This is a genomic window from Thermostichus sp. OS-CIW-26 (assembly GCF_054058395.1).
Window position 1 is genome coordinate 114,104 of sequence record NZ_JBSSAG010000003.1, and the last position, 25,778, is coordinate 139,881.

Below are 25,778 nucleotides of genomic sequence, written 5' to 3' on the forward strand. Positions count from 1 at the left end.
GGATCCCGATAAGCTTTACTCCATTGGCCCTGCCCGCTAAGTTTTTGCCGCAGAACCATAGGATTCTCCACAGATAGCCTGCACAAGATCTGCCAATGGCTAACATCAGCAGGATATTGGGAGCAGGCGTTTGATCTGTGGCTGCTTTATCTAAGCCTAGCAAATCGATAGGAAACCAGTAGGGGATCAAGTTGGTCGATCTGCAACTCAGGAGCTGGTTGGTATGAAGGCGTTGCTGCTCTATCCGCGTTTTCCTCAATCATTCTGGTCTTACAATCGCACCATCGAGATGGTGGGACTAAAAGCGCTAATGCCACCTCTGGGCTTGATCACCGTTGCTGCTTTGCTGCCCCAACACTGGGAGATTCGCTTTGTGGATCGCAATGTAGCTGATGAAACAGAAGCCGATTGGCAGTGGTGCGATCTGGTGATCTTGTCAGCCATGTTGGTGCAGAAGCAGGATTTCCACGCCCTCATTCGCAAAGCGGTGCAGTTGGGCAAAAAAGTAGCGGTGGGCGGACCCTATCCAACTTCTGTGCCACAGGATGCCCTGGAATCTGGTGCTCACTATTTGGTTTTGGATGAAGGGGAAGTGACCATACCGGCCTTTGTCAAGGCTCTAGAAGCTGGGCAAGAGTCGGGCATTTTTTGGGCTGCGGAAAAACCGGATGTAACCCAAAGTCCTTTGCCAAGGTTTGATCTGCTGCCCATGGATCAATACTTCATGATGTCAGTCCAATTTTCGCGAGGTTGCCCCTTTAATTGTGAGTTTTGCGATATCATCTCTCTTTACGGACGCAAGCCGAGAACCAAAGAGCCAAGTCAAATGCTAGCCGAGCTGCAAGCTCTCTATGACTTGGGTTGGCGGGGTTCGGTATTTGTGGTAGACGACAACTTTATCGGCAATCAGCGCAACGTCAAGCGATTTTTGCGAGAGCTGATCCCTTGGAGCCAGGAGCGCAATTACCCATTTACCTTTATGACAGAGGCTTCGGTTAACCTGGCCGAAGATGAAGAACTGATGAGGTTAATGGTAGAGGCGGGTTTCTATGCTGTCTTTTTGGGCATTGAGACTCCAGACCAAGACAGCTTACAGATGACTCAAAAGCTACAAAATACCCGTCACCCTTTGGTGGAAGCCTGTCGCAAGATCAACGAGGCTGGACTGCTGATCTATGCTGGGTTTATTCTGGGCTTTGATGGAGAGCGGCCAGGAGCAGGGGAGCGCATTCAGGCTTTTGTCGAGCAAACCGGTATTCCTCAGCCAATGCTGGGCATTTTACAGGCTTTGCCAAACACACAGCTCTGGAATCGCTTGAAGAAAGAGGAACGGTTGCTGGAAGGGATCGGCGTGACTGAGTTTGGCGATCAAAATACACTGATGAACTTTATTCCCACCCGTTCTCTATCGGAGATTGCCCGAGAGTATCTGGAAAGTTTTTGGAAATTGTATGATCCTGCGCGATATTTATCTCGCTGCCTGCAACAATGCCTGAATATCGGCATCAAAGATGGCCGGCGGCAAATGATGAAGCTGCCCCTTCGCAAAGGGATCCACCTGCTTCTACAACTCATCTGGCGGCAAGGGATCCTTCACCCTGAAATTCGCGCCCAATTTTGGCGGCAGCTATGGACGATTTGGCGACAGAAACCGAGCCTGCTGAACCTATATTTGGGCCTCTGCGCTGCAGGAGAACACTTTTGGGAATATCGGGAATTGGCCCGCGCCCGGCTTACCCAGCAACTGGGATACGATCCTTTGCTGGCCAGCTCATCTTGACAGTATTTCTGGGGGAATGGTCTATCGATAGAGGATGCCCGGATGGGGCCTATGCGGCGACGACAGTTGGGGGCGATGGTGCTGGGATCCCTGTGGGCTGTTTGGGGAGGCTCTCGGCAGGCCCAAACGTCCGGGCGCGGAGATTGGCTGGCCGTGGAGCTGTTCAGCCGCTGGAGTGCGGATCCCTTGGTCGAGTTGGAGCTGATGGGCCCTTTTGTTTTAAATCAGCAGCCTTTTCCAACAGGCACCTGGAAGTTACAGGTGCGCCGCCAAGAGCTCCTTCTGACCGGGCCGGGACAGCCTCGTCGCTACCAGGGATCCCTTTGGCTACAGGGGGGAGCTCTGCGCTCCCTCGCAGGGGAGGAGCGTCGCTATCGGGGCTGGGTACAGATTCGTCCCAAGGGTTTAGGTCGCCTGCATCTGGTGAATTGGGTGAAGTTGGAAGACTATCTGCTGGCTTTGGTGCCCAGCGAAATGCCTGCCGATTGGCCAGCCGCCGCCTTGCAGGCGCAAGCCATCTTGGCCCGCACTTTGGCCATTCCCCATCTGCACCCCGGCCCCAGAAGAGAATGGCCCTCTACCTCGATAAGGCTATTGCAGGATTCCACCGCCCACCAGTTTTATGGTGGCCTGGCCTATGAAACGGCGGCGACCACTGCTGCGGTGCAGGCAACCCGAGGGCAGATCCTAACCCATGCCGGCCAGCCGATAGAGGTTCTGTTTCACTCCACCTGCGGCGGTCACACCAGCGCCAATCAGGATATTTTTGCCCCACCCGCCCGCCCCTACCTACAAGGGGTGATCTGTGACGGGTGTCGCGCCTCTCCCTTCTATGGCCCTCACAGCGTCCGGCTCAGCCGACGGGAGTTGGAGCAAGCCTTGGGCAACGGCGATCTGGAGATTGTGCAGTCGGATCCCTGGGGTCGCCCTGTGCGCATTCGCGTTGGATCCCAACTGTTGACTGGCCAAGAGTTTGTGCTGCGCCTTGGCCAAACCCTGGGTTGGGGGATCCTCCCCAGCAACCGCTTCACGTGGGAACGTCTCCAGCCAAAGGCCGGCCAGCAGGAAGTGTACCTTTTTACCTATCGCGGAGCCGGGCATGGGGTGGGACTGTGTCAGTGGGGATCCCGCGGCTTGGCCGAGCAGGGCTACACAGCGCCGCAAATCCTCAATCACTACTTCCCCGGCACCCAGGTGATAACATAACGTTGAGCTGAAGGTTGTTGATCCCGACTTCAATACTCCTGTGTCTCTTGCGCATTCCCATCGTCGCCATCCTGCCTACTGCTACTGCAGCGAGCTGGAACATGCCCAGATTCTCAAGCGCCAGCAGCAGGATCCCTTGCCGTTTGCAGAAGCGATGCGGGTGCATTGCCAATCGGGAAGCCGCTGTGGCCGCTGCTTGTGGCCCTTGGAGCAGTTGTTTCGTCAGCAAAGCTGCTACATAGCCGATCCCTGAGCCACCTTGAGCAGGCGACCTTGGGCCATCGCACCCCAAGAAGCTGACCTCAGGCGGGGGCTTTGGGGGTGATCTTCACAATGGTGGGACGGGATCCAACCTGAGCTGACCCATTCGCTTGCGGCTCTTTGGCCATCCCGCTGCCAGTGGAAGTGGTTTGCGCTTTACGCCGCTTCTGCGGCACAGCATTTCCGGCCTGCTGGGCTGTAGGGCTGCTGGAGGCAGTTTTGGCTTGGGTTTTACTGACCGAGGAGCCCGCTTTGCCGGTCGAGCGGCTTTTCCCCTTGACCTCTGCAGAAGAGCCTTCCTTTTCGGCCAGCACCTGCAGAGCCATTTCCAGGGTAACCGCTTCGGCAGGGATCCCTTTGGGCAAAGAGGCATTGACCTTGCCATGTTTGACATACAGCCCGTAGGGGCCGTCGTGCAGAGTGACCGGCTCACCATCCTCAGGATGGGATCCCAGCTCCCGCAGCGGCTTGGCCGAGGCGCGCCCACGGCTTTTCTTGGGCTGGGCCAGCAGCTCCAGCGCCCGCTCCAGGCTGATGGTCAGCACATCCTCATCGGCGGGCAGAGAGCGAAAATCGCCATCGCAGACCACGTAGGGGCCGAAGCGGCCAATGCCGGCCTGCACTTTTTTCCCCGATTCCGGGTGTTCCCCCAAGGTGCGGGGCAAGCTCAGCAACCCCAAGGCGATCTCTGGCGTAACCTGATCCGGTTTCAGCCCTTTGGGCAGGGAGGTGCGCTTGGGTTTTTTGTTGTCCTCAGAAACTTCTCCCAATTGCACATAGGGGCCGTAGGGGCCCTGCGGGATCACATAGATTGGCTCCTGGGTTTCCGGGTGAAAGGCAATGGGCTTGGGGCCTTCTTGCTTCCGCTGGATTAGCTCCGCAATGTGTTCTGGGCTCAGATCGGCGGGGGGAATATCCTCCGGCAAGTTGGCGCGCACCTCTCCGGACTCGGTTTCGACCGCCACATAGGGGCCATAGGGGCCAATGCCGATCTTGACAGGCAGGTTCTCCAGATGGATGGAGCGGGCCAGGCCGGAATCAATTTCCAGCTCGCGCGCCTTCACCTGTCCCTCGAGACCCTGCTCGCCCAAGAAGAAATGGCGCAGATAGGGCAACCACTCCGCCTGTCCAGAAGCGATGTCGTCCAGCGTTTGCTCCATCTCGGCGGTGAAGCGGGTATTCACCAGGTTGGGAAAGTATTTTTCCAGCAGCTCGGTGACTGCAAAAGCTGTGTAGGTGGGCACGAGGGCATTCCCCATCGACCTGACGTAGCCACGGCTCATGATCGTATTCAAGATGGTGGCGTAGGTGCTGGGGCGGCCAATACCCTCACTTTCCAACACCTTGACCAAGGAGGCTTCCGTATATCGGGCCGGGGGCTGGGTTTCGTGGGCAACGGGTTCCAGCTTCCGGCAGCGGAGGGGATCCCCCTGCCGCAACAGGGGCAGATGCACCTCCCGATCTTCCAAAGCCGCCTCTGGGTCGTCGGATCCCTCCACATAGGCGCGGAAAAAGCCGGGAAAATCGATGCGCTTGCCGCTGGCCCGGAACACCGCATCGTCTACGGCGATGAGTACGATGGTGTGGGTCTGCCGCGCCTCAGCCATTTGGCTGGCGACGGTGCGCTTCCAGATCAGGTCGTAGAGGGCCAGCTCCTGGCCGGAGAGGGGGGTTTGGCTGGGCAGGCGAAACTCTGATCCAGCAGGACGAATGGCCTCGTGGGCTTCTTGCGCCCCTTTGGTTTTGGTGGTGTACTGACGGGGCTCGGGGCTGAGATATTCTCTGCCGTACATCGACTCCACGCAGGCGCGGGCAGCGCGGATGGCCTGCTCCGACAGGTGGACCGAATCGGTGCGCATGTAGGTGATGTAGCCCTCTTCGTAGAGCTTTTGGGCAATGCGCATCGTCTGCTGGGCCGACAGGTGCAGCTTGCGGTTGGCCTCCTGCTGCAGGGTGGAGGTGGTAAAGGGAGGGGCAGGTTTGCGGGTGGAGGGGCGCTCTTCCACAGAGCTGACGATCCAGGCTTTTCCCAGCAAGCGATCCCGCAGGGCCTCGGCCTGGGCCTGATCCAACAACACCACATCCCGCCCGGCAATGAGCTGGCCGGTGCTGGGATCGAAGTCTTGCCCATTGGCCAGGCGTTTGCCACCCAAGCTCACCAGCTCTGCTGGAAAGACAGCCTGCTGGCCGGCGACGGTCGTTTTGGGCTGCAGCTCCGCTTTGAGATCCCAGTAGGAGGCTTTTCTGAAGGCGCGCCGCTCCCGCTCTCGATCCACCAAAAGCTTGACCGCCACCGACTGCACCCGCCCTGCCGAGAGTTTGGGGGCAATTTTTTTCCACAGCAGCGGCGACAGGGTATAGCCCACCAGGCGATCCAAGATGCGGCGGGTCTCCTGGGCACGCACCAGTTGTTCATCCACCTCACGGCAGTTTTGCAGCGCCTCCTGAATGGCCTCGCGGGTAATCTCGTGGAACACCATGCGGCGGGTGGGCACTTTGGGTTGCAGCACCTGCTGCAAGTGCCAGCTAATGCTTTCCCCTTCGCGGTCTTCGTCGGTGGCCAGGATCAGCTCGTCCGCCTTCTTGAGCGCTTCCTTCAGCTCCTTGACCACCTTTCTTTTGTCCTTGGGGATGACGTAGAGGGGCTCGAAGTCGGCGTGGACATTGACCCCCAGGCGGCTCCACTCTTCTCCTTTCAATTCTTCTGGAATTTCAGATGCCGAATCGGGAAGATCCCGCACATGTCCCATCGAGGCCTGAACCTCATACCCCGCAGGCAAGAACCCACGGATGGTACGGGCTTTGGTGGGAGATTCGACAATGACCAGCTTAGGCATAATTGAGGTTGGCAGCAATCGGCTTAGGTTGTCGCATTTCCCGCCCCAAGGATTGGGCGGGCCAGCATACACTGCAAGAGGTGCTTAAGTAAGATAGACAGCCTACTTTTCTGGAGCGTAGCAAGTCTACCTGCGCTTGACCAGCCGTCATCGGCGATGATCCGAGCGGTCTGGCCCCATCTGGCTGCTTTGCAGGACGATGAAACTACACCATTTTTCCATTCGCACCGCCGATATCTTCCGCTCCATCGCCTTTTACGAGGGGTTGGGCTTTGCGGTAGAAGAACGTTTTACTGCCGGGATCACGTTGGCCTGCTGGATGCGCGGCCCCTGGGGGCGCTTAGAGCTGATGCAGGTGCCGGAGCCCCGGCCTGCCCCGGATCCCTTTGGGGATCCCCACTATGTGGGCTACTATCACCCCGCTTTCGAGGTGGGCCCCGAATGGGGATCCCTGGCCAACTACCTAGAACATTTGCGAGCGCAAGTGCCCCTTACCCTGCTGCTGCCGCCCCAGCTCCAGCAAATTGGGGGCCAGGTCTATGAAGTGGCGTTCATCGCCGATCCCGATGGCCTGCCGATCGAGCTCATTCGTCCCCAGGGATCCTCAGGAGAGAGTCTGCCCCAACGCCCAGAGGACATTAATTAATAAATAAATAGTTGGATAACTAGTTGATGGGTTAGAGGATCTAATTTGGGTGGGAGCGGTCGTTCCCCCTTGTCCAGATCCTGGAGAGCCAACCCTAAAGCTAAGCTAGTAGAGCTTCTGGGGAACTTGAGAGAAGGGTTTGTTGGCCGCTTGTCAGTTCAGCCTCACCTGATATGAAAGCTCAGCTTCCGGTGACGATTTTGACAGGTTTTTTGGGCAGTGGCAAAACCACGCTGCTCAAGCGCATCTTGGAAGAGGAGCATGGGTTGCGCATTGGGGTTATCCTCAACGAGTTTGGCGAGATTTCCATCGATGGCGAGTTGGTCAACATGCCCGAGGGGGGGCTGATGCAGCTCAACAATGGTTGCCTCTGCTGCACGGTGCGAGAGGATTTTGAACGGGCGGCCCGCCAGCTGCTCCAGCATGCCCAGGCGTTGGACTATCTGGTGGTGGAAACCAGCGGCGTGGCGGATCCCAGGCAGGTGACCGAGCTATTTGTGCAGAGGACTTTTCATGAGGAGTTGCGCCTGGATGGCGTGGTGACGTTGGTGGATGGGGCCGAATACTGGCAGAATTTCCGGCGCTCGCAAACTGCTGCCCACCAGATCAGCAGTGCCGACATTGTGTTGCTCAACAAGGTGGACTTAATCGGCGAAGCCGAACGAGAGCGGATCCTTCTCGATCTGCGCCGCTACAACCCCGATGCCCCTTGCCTGCTCACCACCCATGCCCAGGTGCCCTTGGCCCGCATCTTGGATGTGCATGCCTTTCGTCCGGAATTGTGGGATCCCAGGCTCCCCAATGCAGAGACTGAGGCCCACCATAGCCATCACCTCGAGGAAGACGGGATCCAATCGGTGAGCTTTCAACTGCAGCAGCCGCTGGATTTGGGGGCCTTTCGCGATTGGCTACAAGACTTGTCCGAGACCGTTTTTCGCGCCAAGGGGGTGCTGTCGGTTCTGGATGAGCCGCAGCGGGTTATCTTCCATCAAGTGGGCCAGCGGCAAACCCTTTTTCTGGAACGGGACTGGGATCCCGATGAGCCCCGCCTGTCCAAAATTGTGTTGATCGGCAAGGGGCTGGAGCGGGAGCAGCTAGCTGCCGGCCTCAGCCGGGTGTGCGGGGCAACCGCCGCTGGCTAGAGATCCTCTTCACCACTGCCTATTTCTTTCAATTTCTAGATTGGGTGACCTGGGATGGCTCGCAGCAAACTTTCAGAGCAAGAACAACAGCAAATTGTTAGCGCCTACCGCGGCTCGGCAGCGACCGCCGTCGAATTGGCGGAGCAATTTCAGGTGAGCATCACCACCATCACCCGCGTGTTGAAGGAAAATATCGCTGCCGATGAGTATCAGCGGTTGATCTATCTCAAACGCTCGGCTGCCCGCCGCAAAGACATGGGGGAAAAAGCTGTTGTTGGCGGGATCCCAGCCTTGGAGCAGCAGATCTTGCCGCTGGAACCGGAGTTGCCTTCTCCATCTCCCTTGCCGGAGCCCCCCGCAGAGCCGAACGCAAACGAGGAAGGCGAGGATAACACTGCTGGGACGGAGTCTCTGCCAGAACTGCCCCCAGAAGAACTGCCGTTGGCGGCTGGGCTTCGGGAAGATCTGGAGGATGTGGAGGAAGAGACCGAAGAAGACCGTGACCTCGAAGACGAGGATGAGGACGACCCTGACTATCCCTTAGAAGATGAAGATGGGCCAGAAGAGGATCCCCTCACCGATCCCAGCTATCAAATTCAGGTATTACCCCTGGAAGAGCTCACCCTACCGGAAACCTGCTATGTCGTTGTTGACCGCTACCAAGAACTGACCACCCGCCCCCTTAAGGAATTCTTTGGCTCGGGATCCCTGCCCATCGAAGGGATCGACAACGCCAATACGCTGCCCATTTTCGACAACCACAAGGTGGCCCGTCGCTTTTCCGAAATGAGCCGTCGGGGCAGCAACACCTACCCGCCCTACCGGGTGATCCAGTTTCCCGGCTACATCCTGGAGATTGTGCGCACCCAACTGCAAAAGAAAGGCATCACCCATCTGCTCATGGATGGGCAGATCTACAGTCTTTGACCAGCTCCTCAAGCTCAGGAGCGGGGGATTCCCGTTACTTGCGCAGGTTTGCAGCCCTGCGTGAGCGCCGTCGGCCTACTTCGCCACAGCAGCAGTACCCGTCTCCCTAGGAGCCTGGGCTGCCCCGCTCCCACGAGCCACCCACGCCAACGGAGCTGAAGGCTCCTAACCTCAGTCTCATCGCAGGCAGAGATGGCGCCAAGCTTGCCCTCATTCCACAGCCGTCGCCGCGTATTCCAGCTCCTCTTCCACCACTTCCGGTGGGGCCTCTGCCGCTTGTCCTTGCTTAGCGGCCAGCAGTTGCTCACGGTACTTGGCTGCCATTTCCTCAGCCTTCTCGTAAACCAGCTTGGGATCCCGAATCATGTCGCCGGGATTGGGCTCCAGTTGCTTGGTGGACAGCGAGATCCGCCCCCGCTCCGCATCTAGATCGATGATCATCACCTTCACTTCGTCGTTGACGTTGAAGACGCTGTGGGGCGTGTCAACATGATCGTGGGAGATCTCGGAAATGTGCAGCAGGCCGGAGACGCCGCCAATATCGATGAAGGCACCATAGGGCTTGATGCCCCGCACCGTGCCGACCACCACCTCGCCCACTTCCAGCTTGTTCATCTTCCGCTCCACCAAGGCGCGGCGATGGCTCAACACCAAGCGGTTGCGGTCTTCGTCCACCTCTAAAAACTTCAGGGGCAGCTCTTCGCCCACCAGCTCTTCTTTTGGCTTGCGGGTGCTGATGTGGGATCCGGGGATAAAGCCCCGCAGCCCCTCAATCCGCACCAGGGCTCCACCTCGGTTGGTGGCAAAAATAGTTGAGCGAACGGTGGCATCTTCTTTCTGGAGCTGCCGTACCCGTTCCCAGGCCCGCATGTACTCGATGCGGCGGATGGAGAGGGTCAGCTGTCCCTCTTCGTTTTCTTCGGTGAGGATAAAAAACTCGCGGGTTTCTCCCGGCTGCAGCATCTCGTGCGGGTCTTCCAGGCGGCTAATCGACATCTCCTGGAGCGGCAGAAAGGCAGCCGTTTTGGCCCCAATATCGATCAAAGCACCGCGTGGCTCCACCGAGAATACTGTACCCGCCACAATTTCGCCAGGGCTGAAGTGATAGTCGTACTTATCCAGAAGGGCGGCAAAGTCTTCAGTGGTAAAACCTACATCGGCAGCAGTGAATCGACTCATAGGGGTGCAGTAACAGATCAGTTGCGCGGGATAAAGGGTAGAAGGCCAATCGAGTTTGGCAGGATCCCACTTCCACTTTCCCACCTGGGGAGGATGTGGCTGGGAAATACCATCGTAGCTTAGAGGAGCGTCTTTTGTGGCAAGTTTCCCGGCATCTTGCCAAGCTGAAAGATAGAAGATTCGGAGGAAGAGCAATTGCACTTTATCGACCAAGCCGAAATTGAAGTGCAAGGGGGGAATGGCGGAGATGGCATCGTTGCCTTCCGCCGTGAAAAGTATGTGCCGGCTGGGGGGCCATCCGGCGGCAATGGAGGGCGGGGCGGCTCAGTGATCCTGGTGGCAGATCCTGGCCTGCAAACTCTGTTGGATTTTCGCTTTCAACCGGTGATCAAAGCGGAACACGGGGCCAAAGGGGGGCCCAACCATCGCAGCGGGGCCAGTGGTGCGGATCGGCTGGTGCGGGTGCCCTGCGGTACTGTGGTGTTCAATGCGGAGACGGGGGAATTGTTGGGCGATCTGGTGGGCAAGGGGGATCAATTGCTGGTAGCCCGTGGGGGCAAAGGCGGCTTAGGCAATGCCCATTTTTTGAGCAACCACAATCGCGCCCCCCGCCAATTCACCAAGGGCGAAGCGGGAGAACGGGTGCGCCTGCGCCTGGAGCTGAAGTTGATTGCCGAGGTGGGCATTGTCGGCCTGCCCAATGCGGGCAAGTCCACTCTGATTTCGGTGGTCTCCTCTGCCCGGCCCAAGATTGCCGACTACCCCTTCACCACGCTGCAGCCCAATTTGGGAGTGGTGCCCCATCCATCGGGAGATGGGGTGGTGTTTGCCGATATCCCGGGGCTGATCGAGGGGGCGCACTTGGGGGTGGGGCTGGGCCACGAGTTTTTGCGCCATGTGGAGCGCACCAGGGTACTGATTCATTTGGTGGATGGCACGGCGGCAGATCCCGTCAGGGATTACCAGATCATTCAGCAGGAGCTACACGCCTATGGCCACGGGCTGATCGACAAACCGCAAATTCTGGTTTTAAACAAGATCGATGTTCTGGATCCCCAGCAGGTTGCCGAGCGCACCCAGAGGCTGTCTGCCGCTGCCGGCACTTCCGTAGTGGCCATTTCTGCAATTGCCAAGCAGGGGCTGGATCCCCTCTTGCAGCGGGTGTGGCAGTGCCTGGGTCGGGGATCCCAACAGCCTGCGCAGTTGGATCTTGTGGGGGCAAAATCCATCCAGTCCCACGGCGGAAGAATCTTAGAATAGGAAAGCCCCTGCCTTCCCAGAACCCAGAGACGAGTGGCTATGTATATCTCGGCGGAGGATCTGCCACCGGATTTGCGTCAGATCATGTTGGCTGTTGAACAGGCGGCCCAGGCGAGGGCGGGAGCGTGTGTGGAGCTGCTGATGCTCCTGCGGCTGCTGGAGGAGTTGCACCGCGCGATCCTGGAAGGTGCCTTTCGGGAGTCTTTGCCCAATACCCGTCAAGCTCTGTATCGGGTGCTTCAGGATTTGGAAGAAGCCGGCGACTGGCCCTATCTGCCCCGTCTGCACATCCAAGCCCTGATGCAACAACTGAAGGACTGGCCCGAATCTCAGGGATCCCTGCCGGTGTCGGTGCCACCGACCCCCCGCCCTCTTGTGGAAAACCCCCTGGGGGGTAGCTGCTCCCAGTCTTGACCTCTTCCCATCTGCCCGATGGCCGAGTACTTTAAGCTGCATCCGCAACAGCCCCAGGCCCGTTCCATCCGGCGGATTGCGGCGGCTTTGCGGGAGGGGGCGGTGATGCTTTACCCCACCGATACAGTCTATGCCATTGGCTGCGATGTGACCCACAAACAAGCAGTGGAGCGGGTACGCCGTATCAAGCAGCTCTCCAACGACAAGCCTCTTACCTTTTTGTGCCCTTCTCTCTCACGCATTGCCCACTATGCCCAGGTAACCGATTCGGCCTATCGGCTGATGCGGCGGCTGATCCCGGGCCCGTTTACGTTTCTGTTGCCGGCCACCAAGCTGGTGCCCAAGTTGGTGATGGAGCCCAAACGGAAAACCACCGGCATCCGCGTGCCCGACTCGGCCATTTGTCAGGCTTTGCTGGAAGAGTTGGGCAATCCAATTGTCTCCACCTCTGCCAAGCTGGGGGGGGATCCCGTCGGATCCCTGGACTTAAGTTCTGGGCAAGCCTGGGAGTGGGAGAGCGACCCCTGGGATGAGGGTGGGATCTTTGCGGCTGAAGAGATGCGGCAGTTGGAAAAACAGGTGGATCTGGTGCTGGATGACGATGCCCCCCGTCGGGCCAAGGTCTCTACGGTAATTGACTTGACGGGATCCGAGCCGCTGGTGGTGCGGGCCGGGCTAGGGTATGAGCAGGTGGCAGATCTGAACCTGAAACTGGTGGGAGAAGACGGTTAAGGGCAGAGGGATCCCGCGTTCTCTAAAATAGGGTCAGTGCCTTCGGAGTGTGCCCATGTCTGAGGCCCTGGCTCAGCAAAAATCGGCTCTGCTGCACCTACTGGAGGCGACCGACCGGGGCCGGAAAGTTTCCCCTGACCAAAAAGCCCAGATTTTGTCTCAAATTGCCGTCCTAGAAGCGCTCAACCCCACCCCCAAGCCAACATCGGCTCCTGAAGGGTTGGAGGGGAACTGGCTCACCCTATTTACCACGAGCACAGCTCTGCTGCGGCTGGCACAGTTGCCTTTTTTGACCACCGGCGAGATCTACCAGTGTATTCGGGCCAAGGCTGGACGGGTCTTCAACGTGGCGGAGATCCAGGGATCCGGCTGGCTGGGGGCTTGGGTGCCACGGGGAATCTTGGCGGTATCGGCACGCTTTTACCCCGAATCTGAGCGCCGGGTGAGGGTGATTTTCGAGCGATTGGTGCTCGGATCCCAAGCTTTGATGAGCTACGAGATCGAGAGTTTTCTCGATTTGCTCGAGCGGGCTCCGGAGCGGATCCCGGCTATTCAAATCGATATTCGCCGCTGCGAGCCAACGGGTTGGCTGGATATCACCTATTTGGATGAAGACTTGCGGCTGGGTCGGGGCAGCGAGGGGAGTGTATTTGTTCTAAAGCGGGTCGGCTAGTCGGAGGATCCAGAGGACTCCGTTTCCGCCCTTTCGTGAGATGGGTTTTGGGTTAGGGTGAAGCTTATTTCCTGTAGAACTTGCAAGGCGCGGTAGGACTCTCGCAAAGTTTGCAGCTCCTGTTGAGTTTGCTCCAGTTGCCGGGCCCATTCTGCCTGTTGGGAGCGCAACTCTCGATTTTCCAATTTTTTGCGCTGCAGGATGCGCTTGAGTTTTTGCTGCTGCTGCTGGAGTTGAGCCCGCTCTGCTTCTGCGTGTTGCAGTTGGGTCCTTTGGCGTTCCAATTCTATTTTCAGGGTGGTGACCTGGGATTGAAGTTGGCGGAGCTTTTGGCGCAGCGCTTGCTCTGGCGCGGGTTTGGTCGACTCGGAGCTTGGAGAAGGGGAAGATGTTTGTAGGTTTTGCAGATGCTGTTGTAACTGTTGGGCTTGGGCCTGCAGGACTCGAGACCGTTGCTGCTCGCTGCGCAGTTGGGCTTGGGCGCGTTCACAGGTCTGGATTTCGGCTTTCACCCGCTGCTTGATGCGGTCAAGGATCTTTTGATGGCGGAGCTGGGTTTGCCGGATCTCCTGAGCCACCTGCCAAGGGCGAGGATCCCCCTTAGGTTGTCGTGGCTCGCCGCCGTGGTCGGCAGGATCAAAGGGAGATAGGGTCGCCACCAGCGATTCTCGAAAGTCGCTCCAGGAAGCCGATTGCAGACCCATTTGAACCACCCGCCAGGCCCCATAGGAGGCCCCAGCGGCAGCCAGGATCCCAGGGATCCCGGCCAGGGAGAGGGAAACCTTGGGCAGGGTGGGCAGGATCTGATCCAGCAGCCCCACCACCAGGGCGAAAACAAAGATCCCGCTCCCCGCGGCAGCGGCACCTGAAACCCAAGAGGAGCGGGAGAGCATCATCGTTTTTTCGTCATCACAACCGCTAGAGCGGGAAAACCAGGTTCAAAAATGGCCTGTCTGCACTCAGTTTATCCCGCCAGCAGCCTCTGTTTCCCTCTTAGGGCACCTGCCATGCCCGTTGGTGGTAGCCCTCTAATTGGGCCCAGGGATCCCCAGCCGCTGCGTGGGTGTGGCCGTGGTCGTGGTGAGGGTGAGAATGAGGGTGGTGATGGGATCCGTGCCCGTGATGGTGGTCATGAGGCTCGTGAGGGTGGTGATGGCTGGATCCAGCTCCAACCTCTGCGCTCACGGCCAGGCGAAACTTGCACAGGTGGCAGTTCATCGGGGTTTGGCCCTGTAGGGCTTCCTGCTCCAGTTGCTGCAGGCTGTGCAGCACCGTATCCACAAGGCCCAATTCCGGCAGCATCAGCCAGTCGATTTCCGGCTGTCGTTGTCGTTGTTGTTCCACTGCCGCCTCAATTTTTTTCACCAGCACTCCGGTAAACAGAAAGTAGGGCAGCACGATCACCCGGCGCGGATGCCAGGACAAGGCCCGCTCCAATCCCACGGGCAGGCGGGGATGGGTAATGCCGATAAAGCAGGTCTCCACAGCGGCAAACCCGGATCCTTCCCAAAGCAATCGGGCCAGTTTACAGGCTTCGGCATTGGCCTCAGGATCGCTGGAGCCGCGACCCACAAATAGGAGCACGGTTTCTGCTTCTGGGATCCGCTGCGGTTGGGCGGCCATCAAAGCGGCCAATCGGTCTCGCAGCAGTTGCAGGATCTCGATGCGGATCCCCAGCGGCCCACCGTAACGAATGCGCAACTGGGGATAGAGGGCCTGCAGGCGATCCAGTTCCATCGTCACATCGAACTTGTTGTGGCGGGCCCCAAACAGCAACAGCGGCAGGGCCACGATCTCCTGCCACCCTTGGGCCAAGCACTGCTCTACCCCCTGGGCAATGGTTGGCTGGGTCAGCTCCAGAAAACAAGGGATCACCGGTCGATGGGGGGTGAGAGCTTGGTAGACTTGGGCCAGCTCCAGAAAGGCTTGCCGCCCTTCAGGGTCGCGGGATCCGTGGCCGATGAGCAACAGGGGCAGGGGGACAACAGGAGACTGCCCAACCGCAAGCGGAGGGGAAACACTGAGGGTATTCAACACAAAAAACTCCGTTCCTTGTGAATCGCAAGGGGTACAGGACAACGGCAGGTGGGTGTTCTGGCTGAGGGAGGGATCCCATCACAGTTGCGTCACAGTGGCGGACTTGCACCGCGCTTTCCCCAGTCTGCCTGAGCCTTTTAGGTTAGCTTGCCGCTTGTCGTTCACCAAGCTCCCGGGGGGGATGTTCTTGCCTGCCAGAAGATAGCCCTGAGGCATGAGCGGTACGGCAGACTCATGCTCAAAGGGCAGCAAAACTGTTGCCGCGCTAATCCCCCTTGCCCCTGGGAGAGGGCCTAACGCCGGCCCGCTGGTCTGGGGGGCTGAAAGTGTCGCAGGCGCAGGGCATTGGCGACCACCGAAATGGAACTCAGGGCCATGGCTGCCCCCGCCAGCATAGGGTTGAGCAACCAGCCTGTAAAGGGATAGAGCGCCCCAGCGGCAATCGGGATCCCCAGCGTATTGTAGATAAAGGCGAAGAAGAGGTTCTGGCGGATGTTGTTGAGGGTGGCCCGGCTGAGTTGAATGGCAGTGGCGACTCCCCGCAGATCTCCCGACATGAGGGTAATATCGCTGGCGGCCATCGCCACATCCGTACCCGTACCGATGGCGATCCCCACATCCGCTTCTGCCAGAGCCGGAGCATCGTTAATGCCATCTCCCACCATCGCCACCCGCCGTCGCGGTTGTCTTAGGCTGCGTATGTAAGCGGCCTTCTGATCCGGACGGACTTGGGCAATTACCCGCTGAATGCCTGCTTGCCGAGCAACCGCTTGGGCCGTGGTGGGGTTATCCCCGGTTAGCAGGATCACCTCTAGACCCATCTGTTGCAGCTGTTGCACTGCCTCAGGAGAGGTGGGTTTGAGCGGATCGGCAATGGCCAACAGCCCCAACAGGCTCTGGGATTGGGCTACGCCGATCACCGTTTTGCCCTGGCTTTCCCAATTCTGAACCCGCTCTGACCAAGAGGGATCCCAGGGGATCCCCATCTCCTGTAGCCAGCTCAGCCGACCGATGCGGATCCACTGGTCTTCCACCCAGGCTTCTGCCCCACTGCCTATCCTTGCCTGAAAATGCTGGGCAGGAGGGATGGCAATTTTTTCGGCTTCGGCTTTCTGCACCACCGCCTGGGCCAAAGGGTGTTCCGAGTGCCGCTCTACTGCCGCTGCCAGGCGCAACACCGTCAGGGGAGAGGAGCCATTAGCCCAAATATCGGTGACGGTAGGGCGACCTTCGGTCAGGGTGCCGGTTTTGTCCAAGACCACCGTGCGCAAGTCGTGGGCCAATTCCAGGCTGTCGGCACTTTTCACCAGGATCCCCAATTCTGCCCCTCGTCCCGTGGCCACCAGGATCGAGGTGGGGGTTGCCAACCCCAGCGCACAAGGGCAGGCGATGATCAGCACCCCAATCGTGTTCACCAAGGCCAGTGTCGGGTTATCGGCCAGCACCCACCAGAGCACAAAAGTTAGAACTGCCACCCCGATCACTGCCGGCACAAACCAGGCAGTCACCCGATCCGCCAACTGTTGAATCGGAGCTTTGGATCCCTGAGCTTCCTGCACCAAGCGCACGATCTGGGCCAGAACTGTGTCTTTGCCCACCCGCCGCGCTTCCATCACAAAGCTGCCCGTCCGATTCAGCGTTGCCCCAATCACCTCATCCCCCGCCGATTTGACAACAGGCAGGCTCTCGCCGGTCACCATCGACTCGTCGAGGCTGGAGGATCCCTCTAGGATTACCCCATCCACCGGCACCTTCTCGCCGGGGCGCACCCGGATCCGATCCCCCACCTGCACTTCCCGAATCGGAATATCCTGCTCCACCCCCTGGCGAATTACCCTTGCCGTTTTCGGTTGCAGCCCGATCAGCTTGCGAATGGCCTCAGAGGTTTGCCTTTTGGCCCGTTGCTCCATCCACTTACCCACCAGGATCAAGGTGGTGACCACCGCCGACACTTCGTAATACACATCGGGATGCAGTCCCTGCCGATGGAAAGAGTCGGGGAAAACCGTTGGGAAAATGGAATAGAAGAAAGCCGCGCTCGTCCCTAAGGCCACCAGCGTGTTCATATCCGCCGAGCGCCGTTGCCAAGCGGCCCAAGCGCCTCGATAAAAATGCTTGCCCACCCAAAACTGCACCGGAGCCGTCAGCAGCAACTGCAACCCAGGATTGTGCAGCCACATGGGAAAGCCCGGGATGTCCATCCCCAGCATCATCGGCAGGGATCCGATCACCAGCACCGTGCTGATGCCCACCCCCATCGCCACCTTCAGCTTCAATTCCCGTTCTGCGGCCCGTTGGGCGATCCGCTCTGGATCCGACAGATCGTCCAGCTGCCAATCCTCTTGGATGAGGCGCGCCCGATACCCCACCCGCTCCACCGCCCGAATCAACGCCTGCGGATCCACCAGCCTGGGATCCCCTTTGACGGTGGCCTGCTCGCTGGCAAAATTCACTGATCCGTGGGACACCCCCTGCACCTGAGCGAGGGCCTGTTCGATGCTGCGGGCGCAGGAGGCACAGCTCATCCCTTGCAGGGCCAACTGCCAAGTGCCCTCAGGAGAAGGCGCAGAGGCCGATAGTGCACCCGATGACCCTTTATGGGCAGACATGGCAACACCTTGTTGATGAAACGACAGCTACTCTCCACCCTGGGCAGGGCGAAGGCAGCCATCTGTACAGAAATTCAAAACAGACGCCCGACCGTTCCCGGCCCAAAATTGACTAGGCCGGGGGATATCCCACCTGGGTGAGGGCCTGCCGCAAATCGCTCACAGACCGCTCAGAAGTAATCCGCACCTGTTTGGTTTTGGGATCCCCTTCCACCTGCGCCTGGGGATCCAGTTGCCGCACCGCTTGCGCAATGGTGTCTATACAGGCCCCACAGGCCAGCTTGGGCACCGTCAAAACAACCTGCATCTTGGAAACCCCCCCCAATGCCACTGAAAGGATGCTAAACCTTACAGTGGGCTGGAAGGTCAAGAGGGAGGCTGAGGCTCGTCCATATTCCAGCGGTAGTCCACCTGATAGCCCCGCTGTCGCCACTCTTCCTCCAGTTGCACCTGTTGGGTGAGGGCTTTGCGCAGGGAGTTGATCAGCTCTTGCGTGCGGCCTCGGTTGCCGAAATCCTGTTCCTCTACTGCCGGAAAGGTTTGCCGCTCCAACACCCGCAGCAGAAATTCGTAGTGGATATGAGCCGGCACAGGAATACGTTTCATCGATCCAAGCAATCCTTAGAGATCCATTGTTCTCGCAGAGATCCATTGATAAATGGTTTTCATTCAGTAAACTACCCGACCCTGACTGCTTCGCAGTACAGGGCAGGCTTTCGGTAGCCCTGCAGTTGGCAAGCCAACCACGAACCTCTAGGCTGGTTTACAGCAGCCCCCAAAAGCGCAATCACATTCGCACCATTCAAGTCCGCATCCCCTTCCCATCCACAGTGCCCACACTTAAACGACTTGCCACTGCGATAGGATTGCGCAGGGTCGGGATGAATGTGCAAACACCGGTGGCAGGTCTGCGACGTGTAGGCGGGCGGCACAAGAATCAGAGAAACCCCTGCAACCCTCGCCTTGTACTCCAGAAACTGACGTAGTTGGTAGAACGCCCAACTGTTGGCCCTGCGCCTTTCGGTTTTGCTGCGTGGCTGTTGATTGACCCTTTCCCGGATCCCTGTCAGGTCTTCCAGGGCAATAGCGCTGTTGGTAGCCTTTGCCCTAGAGACAATAGCTTTGGAGATGCGATGATTGACCCACGCCTGAAAGCGTCTCTCCTTGCCAGACAGCCGTTGCAACAGTTCTCTGCATCTGCGCCGCGAACTGCGGGTGCCCTTACTGGCTTTGCGTTGGAGTGCCGCCCTCAGCTTGGAGTAGTGGTCGCGGACTCGGTTCAACTGCTGTCCATTCCAGTTATCACCCTCTGACGTATGGGCAATATCTGTCCTCCCCAAGTCCACCCCGATCACCTTGTCGGTATCTTGTTGCTTGGGTGGCTTTTTCTCTACGCAAATCTGGATGTAGTAGGAGCCATCCTTCCGCTGGACTAGGGTGGCCGATTTGGGGTTAGAACCAGCCAGCATTCCCCTCTGGTAGTTGCCAATGGCTAGTTCAAAGCGCTCTCGCCCCTCCACCGTGGTCAGCGACACCGTCCAGTCTTTCTCGCGAAATGAGAAGATACGTGCATCGTAGGTAACGAACCTACGCTTGAACTCTTTAACTGGACGGTTGCGCTGTCTCGCCACTTTGCGAGCGCCTGCCACCCGTCTGCACACCTGTTGAGCCAAGTTACTGGACAAGCCGAACCGAGCTCGAATCTCGTAGTAGCAAAGGGATTGCAGTTTGACCGCGTTGACGATCTTCTCCGGCGTGTTCTGGTTGACCCAGTTCAGTGCCTGCACAAAGGCATCCATCGTCGCGTCCAATTTGGCGGCTTGCGACTGGGACGCCTTGAGCTTACAGGAGACGGTCAGGACTTGGCTCATAAGTTCATTGTACTTCATCAAAGCGCATTCCTCCCGGCACTGACCCTACGGGTACAGTGCGGGGCTCCTGCGATTTCTAGCTGAGATGACAACAGGTCACTGAGATGACAACAGGTGGCGCACAGCTTGGCCGGGATCCGGCTGTCTCACCAGCGCTTCCCCCACCAGCACAGAGCGCACCCCCCAGGCCCGCAACTGCTGCAGATCGGCAGGGGTATGGATGCCGGACTCGCTGACAATGGGCAGCTCGCCGAGGAGATCCGAGTGGGCGGCCAACAGGTCGCGCGTTGTGTTCAAGTCCACCGCAAAGGTTCTCAGATCCCGATTGTTGATGCCAATGAGCACCTGCCCTCTGGACTCTTGCAGTTGGGGCAAACGCAACACCCGCTGCAACTCTTGGGAAGTGTGCACCTCCAGCAGAGCTGCCATGCCCAATTGCCGAACCAGCTTGAGAAAATAGCCCAAATCCGCATCGGAGAGAATGGCGGCAATCAGCAGCACCGCATCTGCCCCCAGGCTGCGGGCCCAGAGGATTTGGTAGGGGTAGAGAATGAACTCCTTGCAGAGGATGGGGATCCCTACCGCCTGGCGGATCCGGCGCAGATACTCGCCGCTGCCCTGAAAGAACCGCTCATCTGTGAGCACCGAGAGGCAACTGGCCCCACCGGCTTCATAGCTCTGGGCAATGGCTACCGGGTCAAAGGGATCCCGGAGAACGCCGCGGCTGGGGGAGGCTTTTTTGACCTCGGCAATCACAGAGATAGGGTGAGGCGACTGGGTGAGGGCCGCCACAAAATCCCGCACCGGCGGGGCTTGATCCAGTTGCCGCTGCAATTCCTTGAGGGGAAGCTGCTCCCGTTGCCGCTCCACCTCCTGCTCTTTATGCCAGACGATCGCTTCCAAAATGTGGCGCGGTTTGGCTTCCGGCGCTGTTGTCTGGTACACCTGAGAGGCTACGACCACCGGCGGGGCAGGAGAACGCCGACGAATAGAAAGCGGCTCACCTTGCAGCTCCATACAAACCCTGAGCAGAACCCTACACCACACCCTAGACTACTTTAGTGCTCCGCCACCGGTTTGAATAGCTACCCCAGGCATCCCCAAAACTCATCTGGCGAAGGCGTTTTTTTTACCCTATGGTTGAGTCTAGAAAGGTGGTGTAGTCTTTATGCGCCTCGGCGAGCCATGTTCTGGCGGCCGTCCATTTTTCCCCGGCCAGGGGCAGTGGCTCGGTGGGGTCAAGGCTGGTGCTGTCCATGCTGTTTTAGAGGAGTTCAGGCGTGCTGTACCTAGCAGAGCTATCCAAGCCGATTGGATTTGCCAAGTCGTCTCTGCAATTGCTGGCCAAGCAGCAGCAGGACAATACCTGGGTGGCCGTGAACGAAGAATCCATTACTTTGGAAGGCCGCATCGCCCAGGAGGCTGGGCGCTTCAAGGATGGGTCATTGGTGCTGGCGGAAATCTCCGGCAACCGTCAGGTCGCCCGCATCAGCGAAGCCGCTCGCCAACTGGTGACCTATCTGCAAAACTTCAGCCAACTTCAGCTCAGAGCCCGCAGCCAGGAGGAGGAGATCGAGGTTTGGAAACAGTCCCTCACCTTTCAGGCGCATGAGCTTACCCGCCGCGAGATGGAGCTAGCAGCTCAAGAAGAAGAGGTGCAGCGGCTGTACGAGCAGTACAAGAGTGTAGAGGAAGATCGCAAACTCCTGGACAGCCTCAAAGAGGAACTGGCAGCCCAGCAAGCTTACTTAGCTGAACAACAGCGCCTGATCGGAGAACAGCGGGAAGCTCTGAATCGGCAGCGGCAAGAGTTGGAAGCCCAGTTGCAAGAAGCTCGCTCCAGCCGCTTGGGGGAGGCAGAAGCAGCGCAGCTACAGGCTTTGATGCAACAGCTCCAGGAGACTCTACATCCGGCTGGGGATCCCTTGGCGCTTCTGCAGAGCTTGAAAAGCCACATTCAGCAGCAGCAGGAGCACTTGAATCAACAGATTGCCCAACTGGAAGCAGAACGTCAGCAGGCCCAGATCCGGCAAGACGAGCTGGATCGGGACTACCGCGCTTGGCAAGAACGCCACACCGCTTGGTGGGGATCCCGACAATCCCTGGAGCAAAGCCAAGCAGAGTGGCAAACTCGACAGGGATCCCTGCGAGCCCATCAAGAGCACCTGCAGAGGATTCTCCAGCAGCTGCAATCTCAAGAGAGCCTATACCAGAAAGCCTCTCGTCTGGTGCAGGAGTATGACTTTATCGTCGATGGCAGCAGCAACGGCAGGGCTGGGGAGCCGGCGATCTCGGTCGAGGAGCTGGCGGCTTTGGTCAGCCAACTGCGCCGAGATTACGAGCAGCGGGCGGCCCAGGTTAGCCAACAGCGGGCCGAACTGGAGCAAAACCGGCAAACCCTGCGGGAGCTGCAAGAGCGGCTGGCCAGCGCCTCTCCAGAGGAGCGGTTTGACATCGAGATGGATATCGACTATGCCCAGTCTGCCTGCAGTGCTTTGGAAGAAGCCCTGCTGCCTCAGGAAAAAAACCTGCAGCGAGAGTATGAAGAGTTGACCCGCCAGGAAGCCCGCCTTAGACAGCTGCAAAATCAAGCTGCTGCCCCGGTTCAGGTCGATATTGGGCCGCTCCTGGAACAGATCGGCAGCCAGAAGCAGGATCTTCTCCAAGAAAAAGGTCGTCTGCAAACCCTCATTCAACAACTGGAATCGTCCTTGCCTTCTCAGCAGGAGCAGCTCGCCCGCCAACGGCAGGAATTGGAGCAGCAGTGGCAACACCTGGAGCAAGAGGAGGGATCCCTGCGGGCGCGCGCCCAGGCCATGGCAGAAACCTGGGGTCGCCTCAATCACCTGCAGGCCACCCTCTATCCAGAGCGGGATCGGTGGGCAGCGTTGGCGGGAGAATTGGCGCAGTTGGAGACGGAGCTGAGCCAACACCAAGCCAGAAACTCCACCGCATGCGACCACGTCCAACAGGTACACTTTCTCCTGGCTACCCTCGCGCAGGCGTGAGGAAGTCCACGTTTCCTATGCAGGGTGGGGAGAACCGGCGCAAGCGGAACTGCGGCCTTAATTGAGGAAAACAAATCTGGTAAAATTCGCTAGCACCCTGCAGCCACTGGGGCTCCCAATTCTCGGGCGAGGGGACTGCAGAGGTTAGTGCGTTTTGCCCCGCTTCTTGCTTGCAGTTGCCAAGGATATTCCAGTGTGAGGTCAGCTTGTGCGAATTGCGGTCGATGCGATGGGGGGTGACTACGCTCCCGAAGAGATCATCAAGGGCGCCCTGCTGGCCCATCGGCAGCTCCGGGTCGGGATTGCACTAGTCGGTCGTCCAGATTCCCTCAAGCCCTTTCTGCCCCAACCCTTGCCTGCTGGGATCACCATTGTGCCTGCCGAAGAGGATGTGGGCATGGCGGAAGAGCCGCTGATGGTGCGCAAAAAGCCCAAAGCCTCCATCAACATCTCGATGCAACAGGTGCGCTCCAACCAAGCGGATGCCGTGGTGGCCGCCGGGAATACCGGAGCAGCGATGGCTGCGGCCTACCTGAATTTGGGCCGGCTGGCAGGGATCGACCGCCCGGCCATTGGCGCTCTTTTGCCCACTTTGAAAGGCAAGCCGGTGCTGCTTTTGGATGTGGGGGCCAATGTGGATTGCCGGCCCCGCTTTTTGGAGCAGTTTGCCCGCATGGGATCCCTCTACTGCCAGTGCGTACTGGGGGTCGAGCGTCCGCGGGTGGGCCTGCTCAACATCGGCGAGGAGCCCAACAAGGGCAATGATTTGGCTCTGGCCACCCACCAGCGTCTGGCCCAGTTGCCAGGGATCCATTTTGCCGGCAATGCCGAGGGGCGGGATGTGCTGACCGGGGAGTTTGATGTGGTGGTGTGCGACGGCTTTGTGGGCAATGCCCTCCTCAAGTTTGCCGAAAGTGTTGGCCAGGTGATCACCCAGGTGCTGCGGGAGGAGCTGCCCCGCGGCTGGCGCGGCAAGTTGGGCTGCTGGCTGCTCCGGCCCAACCTCAAGCAGGTAAAGCGGCGCATGGACTACGTGGAGTATGGCGGTGCTTTGCTGCTCGGCGTCAACGGCATCTGCGTGATTACCCACGGCAGCTCCAAGGCGCCGATGGTCTACCACGCCATTCGCCTGGCCAAAGAGGCGGCAGAACAGAAAATCCTACAGCGGCTGCAGGCGGAAATGGTTGACCCTAGCGAACCTGAATCCAACCCCAGGCGGCGCACCCGGCCCCTTCAGGTCTACTCTGGCTCTGGCCCGGAAGTGTTGCCGTTGGGATCCCTGGAAAGGACTTCCTCCCGCTGTCCCGAACCCGTGGAAGATGCCCAGCCATAGCCTCCCGACCGTGCGGCTGGTGGGTGCAGGGGCTGCCCTGCCGGATCCCTGCCTGAGCAACGACGATCTCGGCCAGATCGTCGAAACTTCCGACGAATGGATCTGGCCCCGCACCGGCATTCGTCAGCGGCGCATTCTGCCCCCTGAGCTGAGCTTGGTGGATTTGGCGGTCCAGGCAGCCAAGGCCGCTTTGGCTCAGGCCGGGATCTTGCCTCAAGACCTGGATTTGATCCTGCTGGCCACTTCCACCGGTGTCGATCGGTTTGGCTCGGCCCCTCAGGTGCAGGCAGCTCTGGGAGCAACGCGGGCGGTGGCTTTTGATCTGACGGCAGCCTGCACGGGCTTTGTCTTTGCAGTGGCCACGGCAGCGCAGTTTTTGCAAACCGGGCTGTACCGGCGGGCCTTGGTGGTGGCGGCGGATGTGCTCTCCCGCACGGTGGACTGGGCAGATCGCACCACCTGTGTCTTGTTTGGAGATGGGGCTGGGGCAGTGGTTCTGGAGGCGGGGGAAACCGGCGGGATCCTCAGCATTGAGCTGCGCAGCGATGGCAGTGGCAGCCAGCTACTCAGCTTGTCCATGGCTACAGAGGCCAAGCCCCTGGTGGGATCCCTGCAGGTGGGGCAGTATCGCTGCTGCCCCATCACCATGAATGGCCGCGAGGTGTACAAGTTTGCCGTCCAGGCGGTGCCGGAGATCATCGAGAAGGCTCTCTTTCGGGCTGGGATCCCGGCGGAAGCAGTACAGGGATATTTTATTCATCAGGCCAACCAGCGCATTCTCGATGCGGTAGTCAAGCGCCTGCAGCTGGATCCGCAGCGGGTGGCCAGCGTCTTAGAGCATTACGGCAACACCTCGGGCGCTTCGGTGCCAATTGCCTTGGCCACTTGGATCGAGCAAGGACGCTTTGGCGCCGGCGATCTGGGGGTGATGGCGGGCTTTGGCGCCGGCCTTACCTGGGGGGCGATTGTGTTTCGTTGGGGGAAATGAATTGATGACCGTTGCCTGGATCTATCCCGGCCAGGGATCCCAAGCGGTGGGCATGGGAAGGGACTTGCGGAACTGGCAGGGAGCAGCCCAGAAGTTGGCTTTGGCCCGTGAGATGTTGGGATGGGATCCCCTAGATTTATCGGAAGACCAGATCCACCAGACCGGCTACACACAACCGGCTTTGTTCACCGTATCGGCCCTGTTGACGGACTATCTCTACGCCCAGGGACAGGCTCCTGCCTGCACTGCTGGCCACAGTCTGGGCGAATACAGCGCCCTCTACGCTGCCGGCGTGTTTGATTTCGAAACCGGCCTACGGCTGGTGGCGCTGCGGGGCCAACTGATGGAAGCCGCAGGGGATCCCCCGGGCAGCATGGCGGCAGTGATGGGGTTTGACCGCGACAAGCTGGAGCACCTGTGCCAGATGATCCCCGATGTCACCCTTGCCAACGACAACAGCCCGGATCAGGTGGTGATCAGCGGCTCGGTGGAGGGGGTGCAAGCCGTCTGTGAGCAGTTGCAGGCCAAGCGCACCGTTCCCCTCAAGGTAAGTGGCGCCTTTCACTCGCCCTTTATGCAGGCTGCTGCCGAGGAGTTTGCCCACACCTTGCGCGCTGTTGACTTTCAGCCGCCGCGAGTGCCCGTCTACAGCAACTGCACTGCCACCGCCAGCCGGGATCCGCAAGCCCTTAAGCAGGCGCTGCTGGCCCAGATGACTGCCCCTGTCCGCTGGCGAGAAACCGTGTTGCAGATGGCCGCCGACGGCATCCAAGAGGTGTGGGAAATCGGCCCCGGAAATGTTCTGACGGGCTTGGTGAAGCGAACGGTGCCGGCCCTGGGGCGGCGCACTGTCAGCAGCCTCAGCAGTTAGTGGA

General features: G+C 59.1%; 23 protein-coding genes and 1 riboswitch. Of the genes, 14 read left to right on the plus strand and 9 right to left on the minus strand.

Annotated elements, in window-relative coordinates; genetic code table 11:
• Positions 1–223 precede the first annotated feature (223 nt).
• The 3 genes from ACVW0C_RS02510 to ACVW0C_RS02520 are packed head-to-tail and all read left to right on the plus strand — an operon-like array spanning position 224 to position 3,239.
• Complete coding sequence (locus ACVW0C_RS02510; RefSeq protein WP_457384225.1) at positions 224–1,780, plus strand: B12-binding domain-containing radical SAM protein; 1,557 nt, start codon at positions 224–226, stop codon at positions 1,778–1,780.
• A gap of 51 nt (positions 1,781–1,831) precedes the next feature.
• Positions 1,832–2,986 carry a SpoIID/LytB domain-containing protein gene (locus ACVW0C_RS02515; RefSeq protein WP_457384226.1) on the plus strand — a complete coding sequence of 385 codons (1,155 nt, stop codon included), beginning with the start codon at positions 1,832–1,834 and terminating at the stop codon, positions 2,984–2,986.
• A gap of 40 nt (positions 2,987–3,026) precedes the next feature.
• On the plus strand, positions 3,027–3,239 hold the full coding sequence (locus tag ACVW0C_RS02520; RefSeq protein ID WP_414399313.1) for a hypothetical protein: 213 nt from the start codon (positions 3,027–3,029) through the stop codon (positions 3,237–3,239).
• Positions 3,240–3,288: 49 nt separating this feature from the next.
• Here ACVW0C_RS02520 and topA read toward each other — a convergent pair whose 3' ends face one another.
• A complete protein-coding gene (topA, locus tag ACVW0C_RS02525; RefSeq protein ID WP_457384227.1) occupies positions 3,289–6,084 on the minus strand; it encodes a type I DNA topoisomerase in 2,796 nt (931 codons plus the stop codon).
• 199 nt (positions 6,085–6,283) lie between these two features.
• Here topA and ACVW0C_RS02530 point away from each other — a divergent pair, with 199 nt between their 5' ends.
• From ACVW0C_RS02530 to ACVW0C_RS02540, 3 genes are all read left to right on the plus strand, one after another.
• Positions 6,284–6,730, plus strand: a complete 447-nt coding sequence (locus tag ACVW0C_RS02530) for a VOC family protein (RefSeq protein WP_457384228.1) — start codon at positions 6,284–6,286, stop codon at positions 6,728–6,730.
• A 173-nt stretch (positions 6,731–6,903) separates the two neighbouring features.
• Entirely contained in the window at positions 6,904–7,872 is a 969-nt protein-coding gene (locus tag ACVW0C_RS02535; RefSeq protein ID WP_457384229.1) for a CobW family GTP-binding protein, read from the plus strand.
• A gap of 54 nt (positions 7,873–7,926) precedes the next feature.
• Positions 7,927–8,799 (plus strand): hypothetical protein, encoded by an 873-nt coding sequence (locus tag ACVW0C_RS02540; protein ID WP_457384230.1) that lies wholly within the window; start codon positions 7,927–7,929, stop codon positions 8,797–8,799.
• 210 nt (positions 8,800–9,009) lie between these two features.
• On the opposite strand, the gene ACVW0C_RS02545 is transcribed toward ACVW0C_RS02540, so the two are convergent.
• Positions 9,010–9,978: a 30S ribosomal protein S1 gene (locus tag ACVW0C_RS02545; RefSeq protein ID WP_011433921.1), complete on the minus strand. Its 969-nt coding sequence runs from the start codon at positions 9,976–9,978 to the stop codon at positions 9,010–9,012.
• A gap of 195 nt (positions 9,979–10,173) precedes the next feature.
• On the opposite strand from ACVW0C_RS02545, the gene obgE reads away from it, so the two are divergent.
• From obgE to ACVW0C_RS02565, 4 genes are read left to right on the plus strand one after another with little or no spacing between them, the layout of a single operon-like run.
• Positions 10,174–11,238 carry a GTPase ObgE gene (gene obgE, locus ACVW0C_RS02550; RefSeq protein WP_457384231.1) on the plus strand — a complete coding sequence of 355 codons (1,065 nt, stop codon included), beginning with the start codon at positions 10,174–10,176 and terminating at the stop codon, positions 11,236–11,238.
• Positions 11,239–11,277: 39 nt separating this feature from the next.
• Positions 11,278–11,652 carry a hypothetical protein gene (locus tag ACVW0C_RS02555; RefSeq protein ID WP_457384232.1) on the plus strand — a complete coding sequence of 125 codons (375 nt, stop codon included), beginning with the start codon at positions 11,278–11,280 and terminating at the stop codon, positions 11,650–11,652.
• Positions 11,653–11,670: 18 nt separating this feature from the next.
• A complete protein-coding gene (locus ACVW0C_RS02560) occupies positions 11,671–12,384 on the plus strand; it encodes an L-threonylcarbamoyladenylate synthase (RefSeq protein WP_414389115.1) in 714 nt (237 codons plus the stop codon).
• A 55-nt stretch (positions 12,385–12,439) separates the two neighbouring features.
• Positions 12,440–13,057 (plus strand): PAP/fibrillin family protein, encoded by a 618-nt coding sequence (locus tag ACVW0C_RS02565; protein WP_457384233.1) that lies wholly within the window; start codon positions 12,440–12,442, stop codon positions 13,055–13,057.
• Here ACVW0C_RS02565 and ACVW0C_RS02570 read toward each other — a convergent pair.
• From ACVW0C_RS02570 to trpC, 7 genes are all read right to left on the minus strand, one after another.
• Positions 13,054–13,953 (minus strand): hypothetical protein, encoded by a 900-nt coding sequence (locus tag ACVW0C_RS02570; RefSeq protein WP_457384234.1) that lies wholly within the window; start codon positions 13,951–13,953, stop codon positions 13,054–13,056. The two genes, ACVW0C_RS02565 and ACVW0C_RS02570, sit on opposite strands and share 4 nt — an antisense overlap.
• A gap of 97 nt (positions 13,954–14,050) precedes the next feature.
• On the minus strand, positions 14,051–15,094 hold the full coding sequence (locus ACVW0C_RS02575; RefSeq protein WP_457384235.1) for a sirohydrochlorin chelatase: 1,044 nt from the start codon (positions 15,092–15,094) through the stop codon (positions 14,051–14,053).
• 30 nt (positions 15,095–15,124) lie between these two features.
• Positions 15,125–15,260, minus strand: a riboswitch (cobalamin riboswitch).
• Positions 15,261–15,387: 127 nt separating this feature from the next.
• Positions 15,388–17,703 carry a heavy metal translocating P-type ATPase gene (locus tag ACVW0C_RS02580; protein WP_457384236.1) on the minus strand — a complete coding sequence of 772 codons (2,316 nt, stop codon included), beginning with the start codon at positions 17,701–17,703 and terminating at the stop codon, positions 15,388–15,390.
• Between the two features lie 112 nt (positions 17,704–17,815).
• Positions 17,816–18,010, minus strand: a complete 195-nt coding sequence (locus ACVW0C_RS02585; protein ID WP_099884728.1) for a heavy-metal-associated domain-containing protein — start codon at positions 18,008–18,010, stop codon at positions 17,816–17,818.
• A gap of 59 nt (positions 18,011–18,069) precedes the next feature.
• On the minus strand, positions 18,070–18,309 hold the full coding sequence (locus tag ACVW0C_RS02590; protein WP_041436722.1) for a DUF5340 domain-containing protein: 240 nt from the start codon (positions 18,307–18,309) through the stop codon (positions 18,070–18,072).
• Between the two features lie 71 nt (positions 18,310–18,380).
• Positions 18,381–19,574, minus strand: coding sequence for an RNA-guided endonuclease InsQ/TnpB family protein (locus tag ACVW0C_RS02595; RefSeq protein WP_457384274.1), 1,194 nt, complete (start codon positions 19,572–19,574; stop codon positions 18,381–18,383).
• A 96-nt stretch (positions 19,575–19,670) separates the two neighbouring features.
• On the minus strand, positions 19,671–20,591 hold the full coding sequence (gene trpC, locus ACVW0C_RS02600) for an indole-3-glycerol phosphate synthase TrpC (RefSeq protein WP_457384237.1): 921 nt from the start codon (positions 20,589–20,591) through the stop codon (positions 19,671–19,673).
• A gap of 263 nt (positions 20,592–20,854) precedes the next feature.
• On the opposite strand from trpC, the gene hmpF reads away from it, so the two are divergent.
• The 4 genes from hmpF (at position 20,855) to fabD (ending at position 25,774) form a co-directional block, all read left to right on the plus strand.
• On the plus strand, positions 20,855–22,582 hold the full coding sequence (gene hmpF / locus ACVW0C_RS02605) for a pilus motility taxis protein HmpF (protein ID WP_457384238.1): 1,728 nt from the start codon (positions 20,855–20,857) through the stop codon (positions 22,580–22,582).
• A gap of 208 nt (positions 22,583–22,790) precedes the next feature.
• Entirely contained in the window at positions 22,791–23,915 is a 1,125-nt protein-coding gene (plsX, locus tag ACVW0C_RS02610) for a phosphate acyltransferase PlsX (protein WP_457384239.1), read from the plus strand.
• Positions 23,902–24,903, plus strand: coding sequence for a beta-ketoacyl-ACP synthase III (locus ACVW0C_RS02615; RefSeq protein ID WP_457384240.1), 1,002 nt, complete (start codon positions 23,902–23,904; stop codon positions 24,901–24,903). The genes plsX and ACVW0C_RS02615 overlap by 14 nt, the downstream gene beginning before the upstream one ends.
• Before the next feature lie 4 nt (positions 24,904–24,907).
• Positions 24,908–25,774: an ACP S-malonyltransferase gene (gene fabD, locus ACVW0C_RS02620; RefSeq protein WP_457384241.1), complete on the plus strand. Its 867-nt coding sequence runs from the start codon at positions 24,908–24,910 to the stop codon at positions 25,772–25,774.
• The last annotated feature ends 4 nt before the right edge of the window (positions 25,775–25,778 follow it).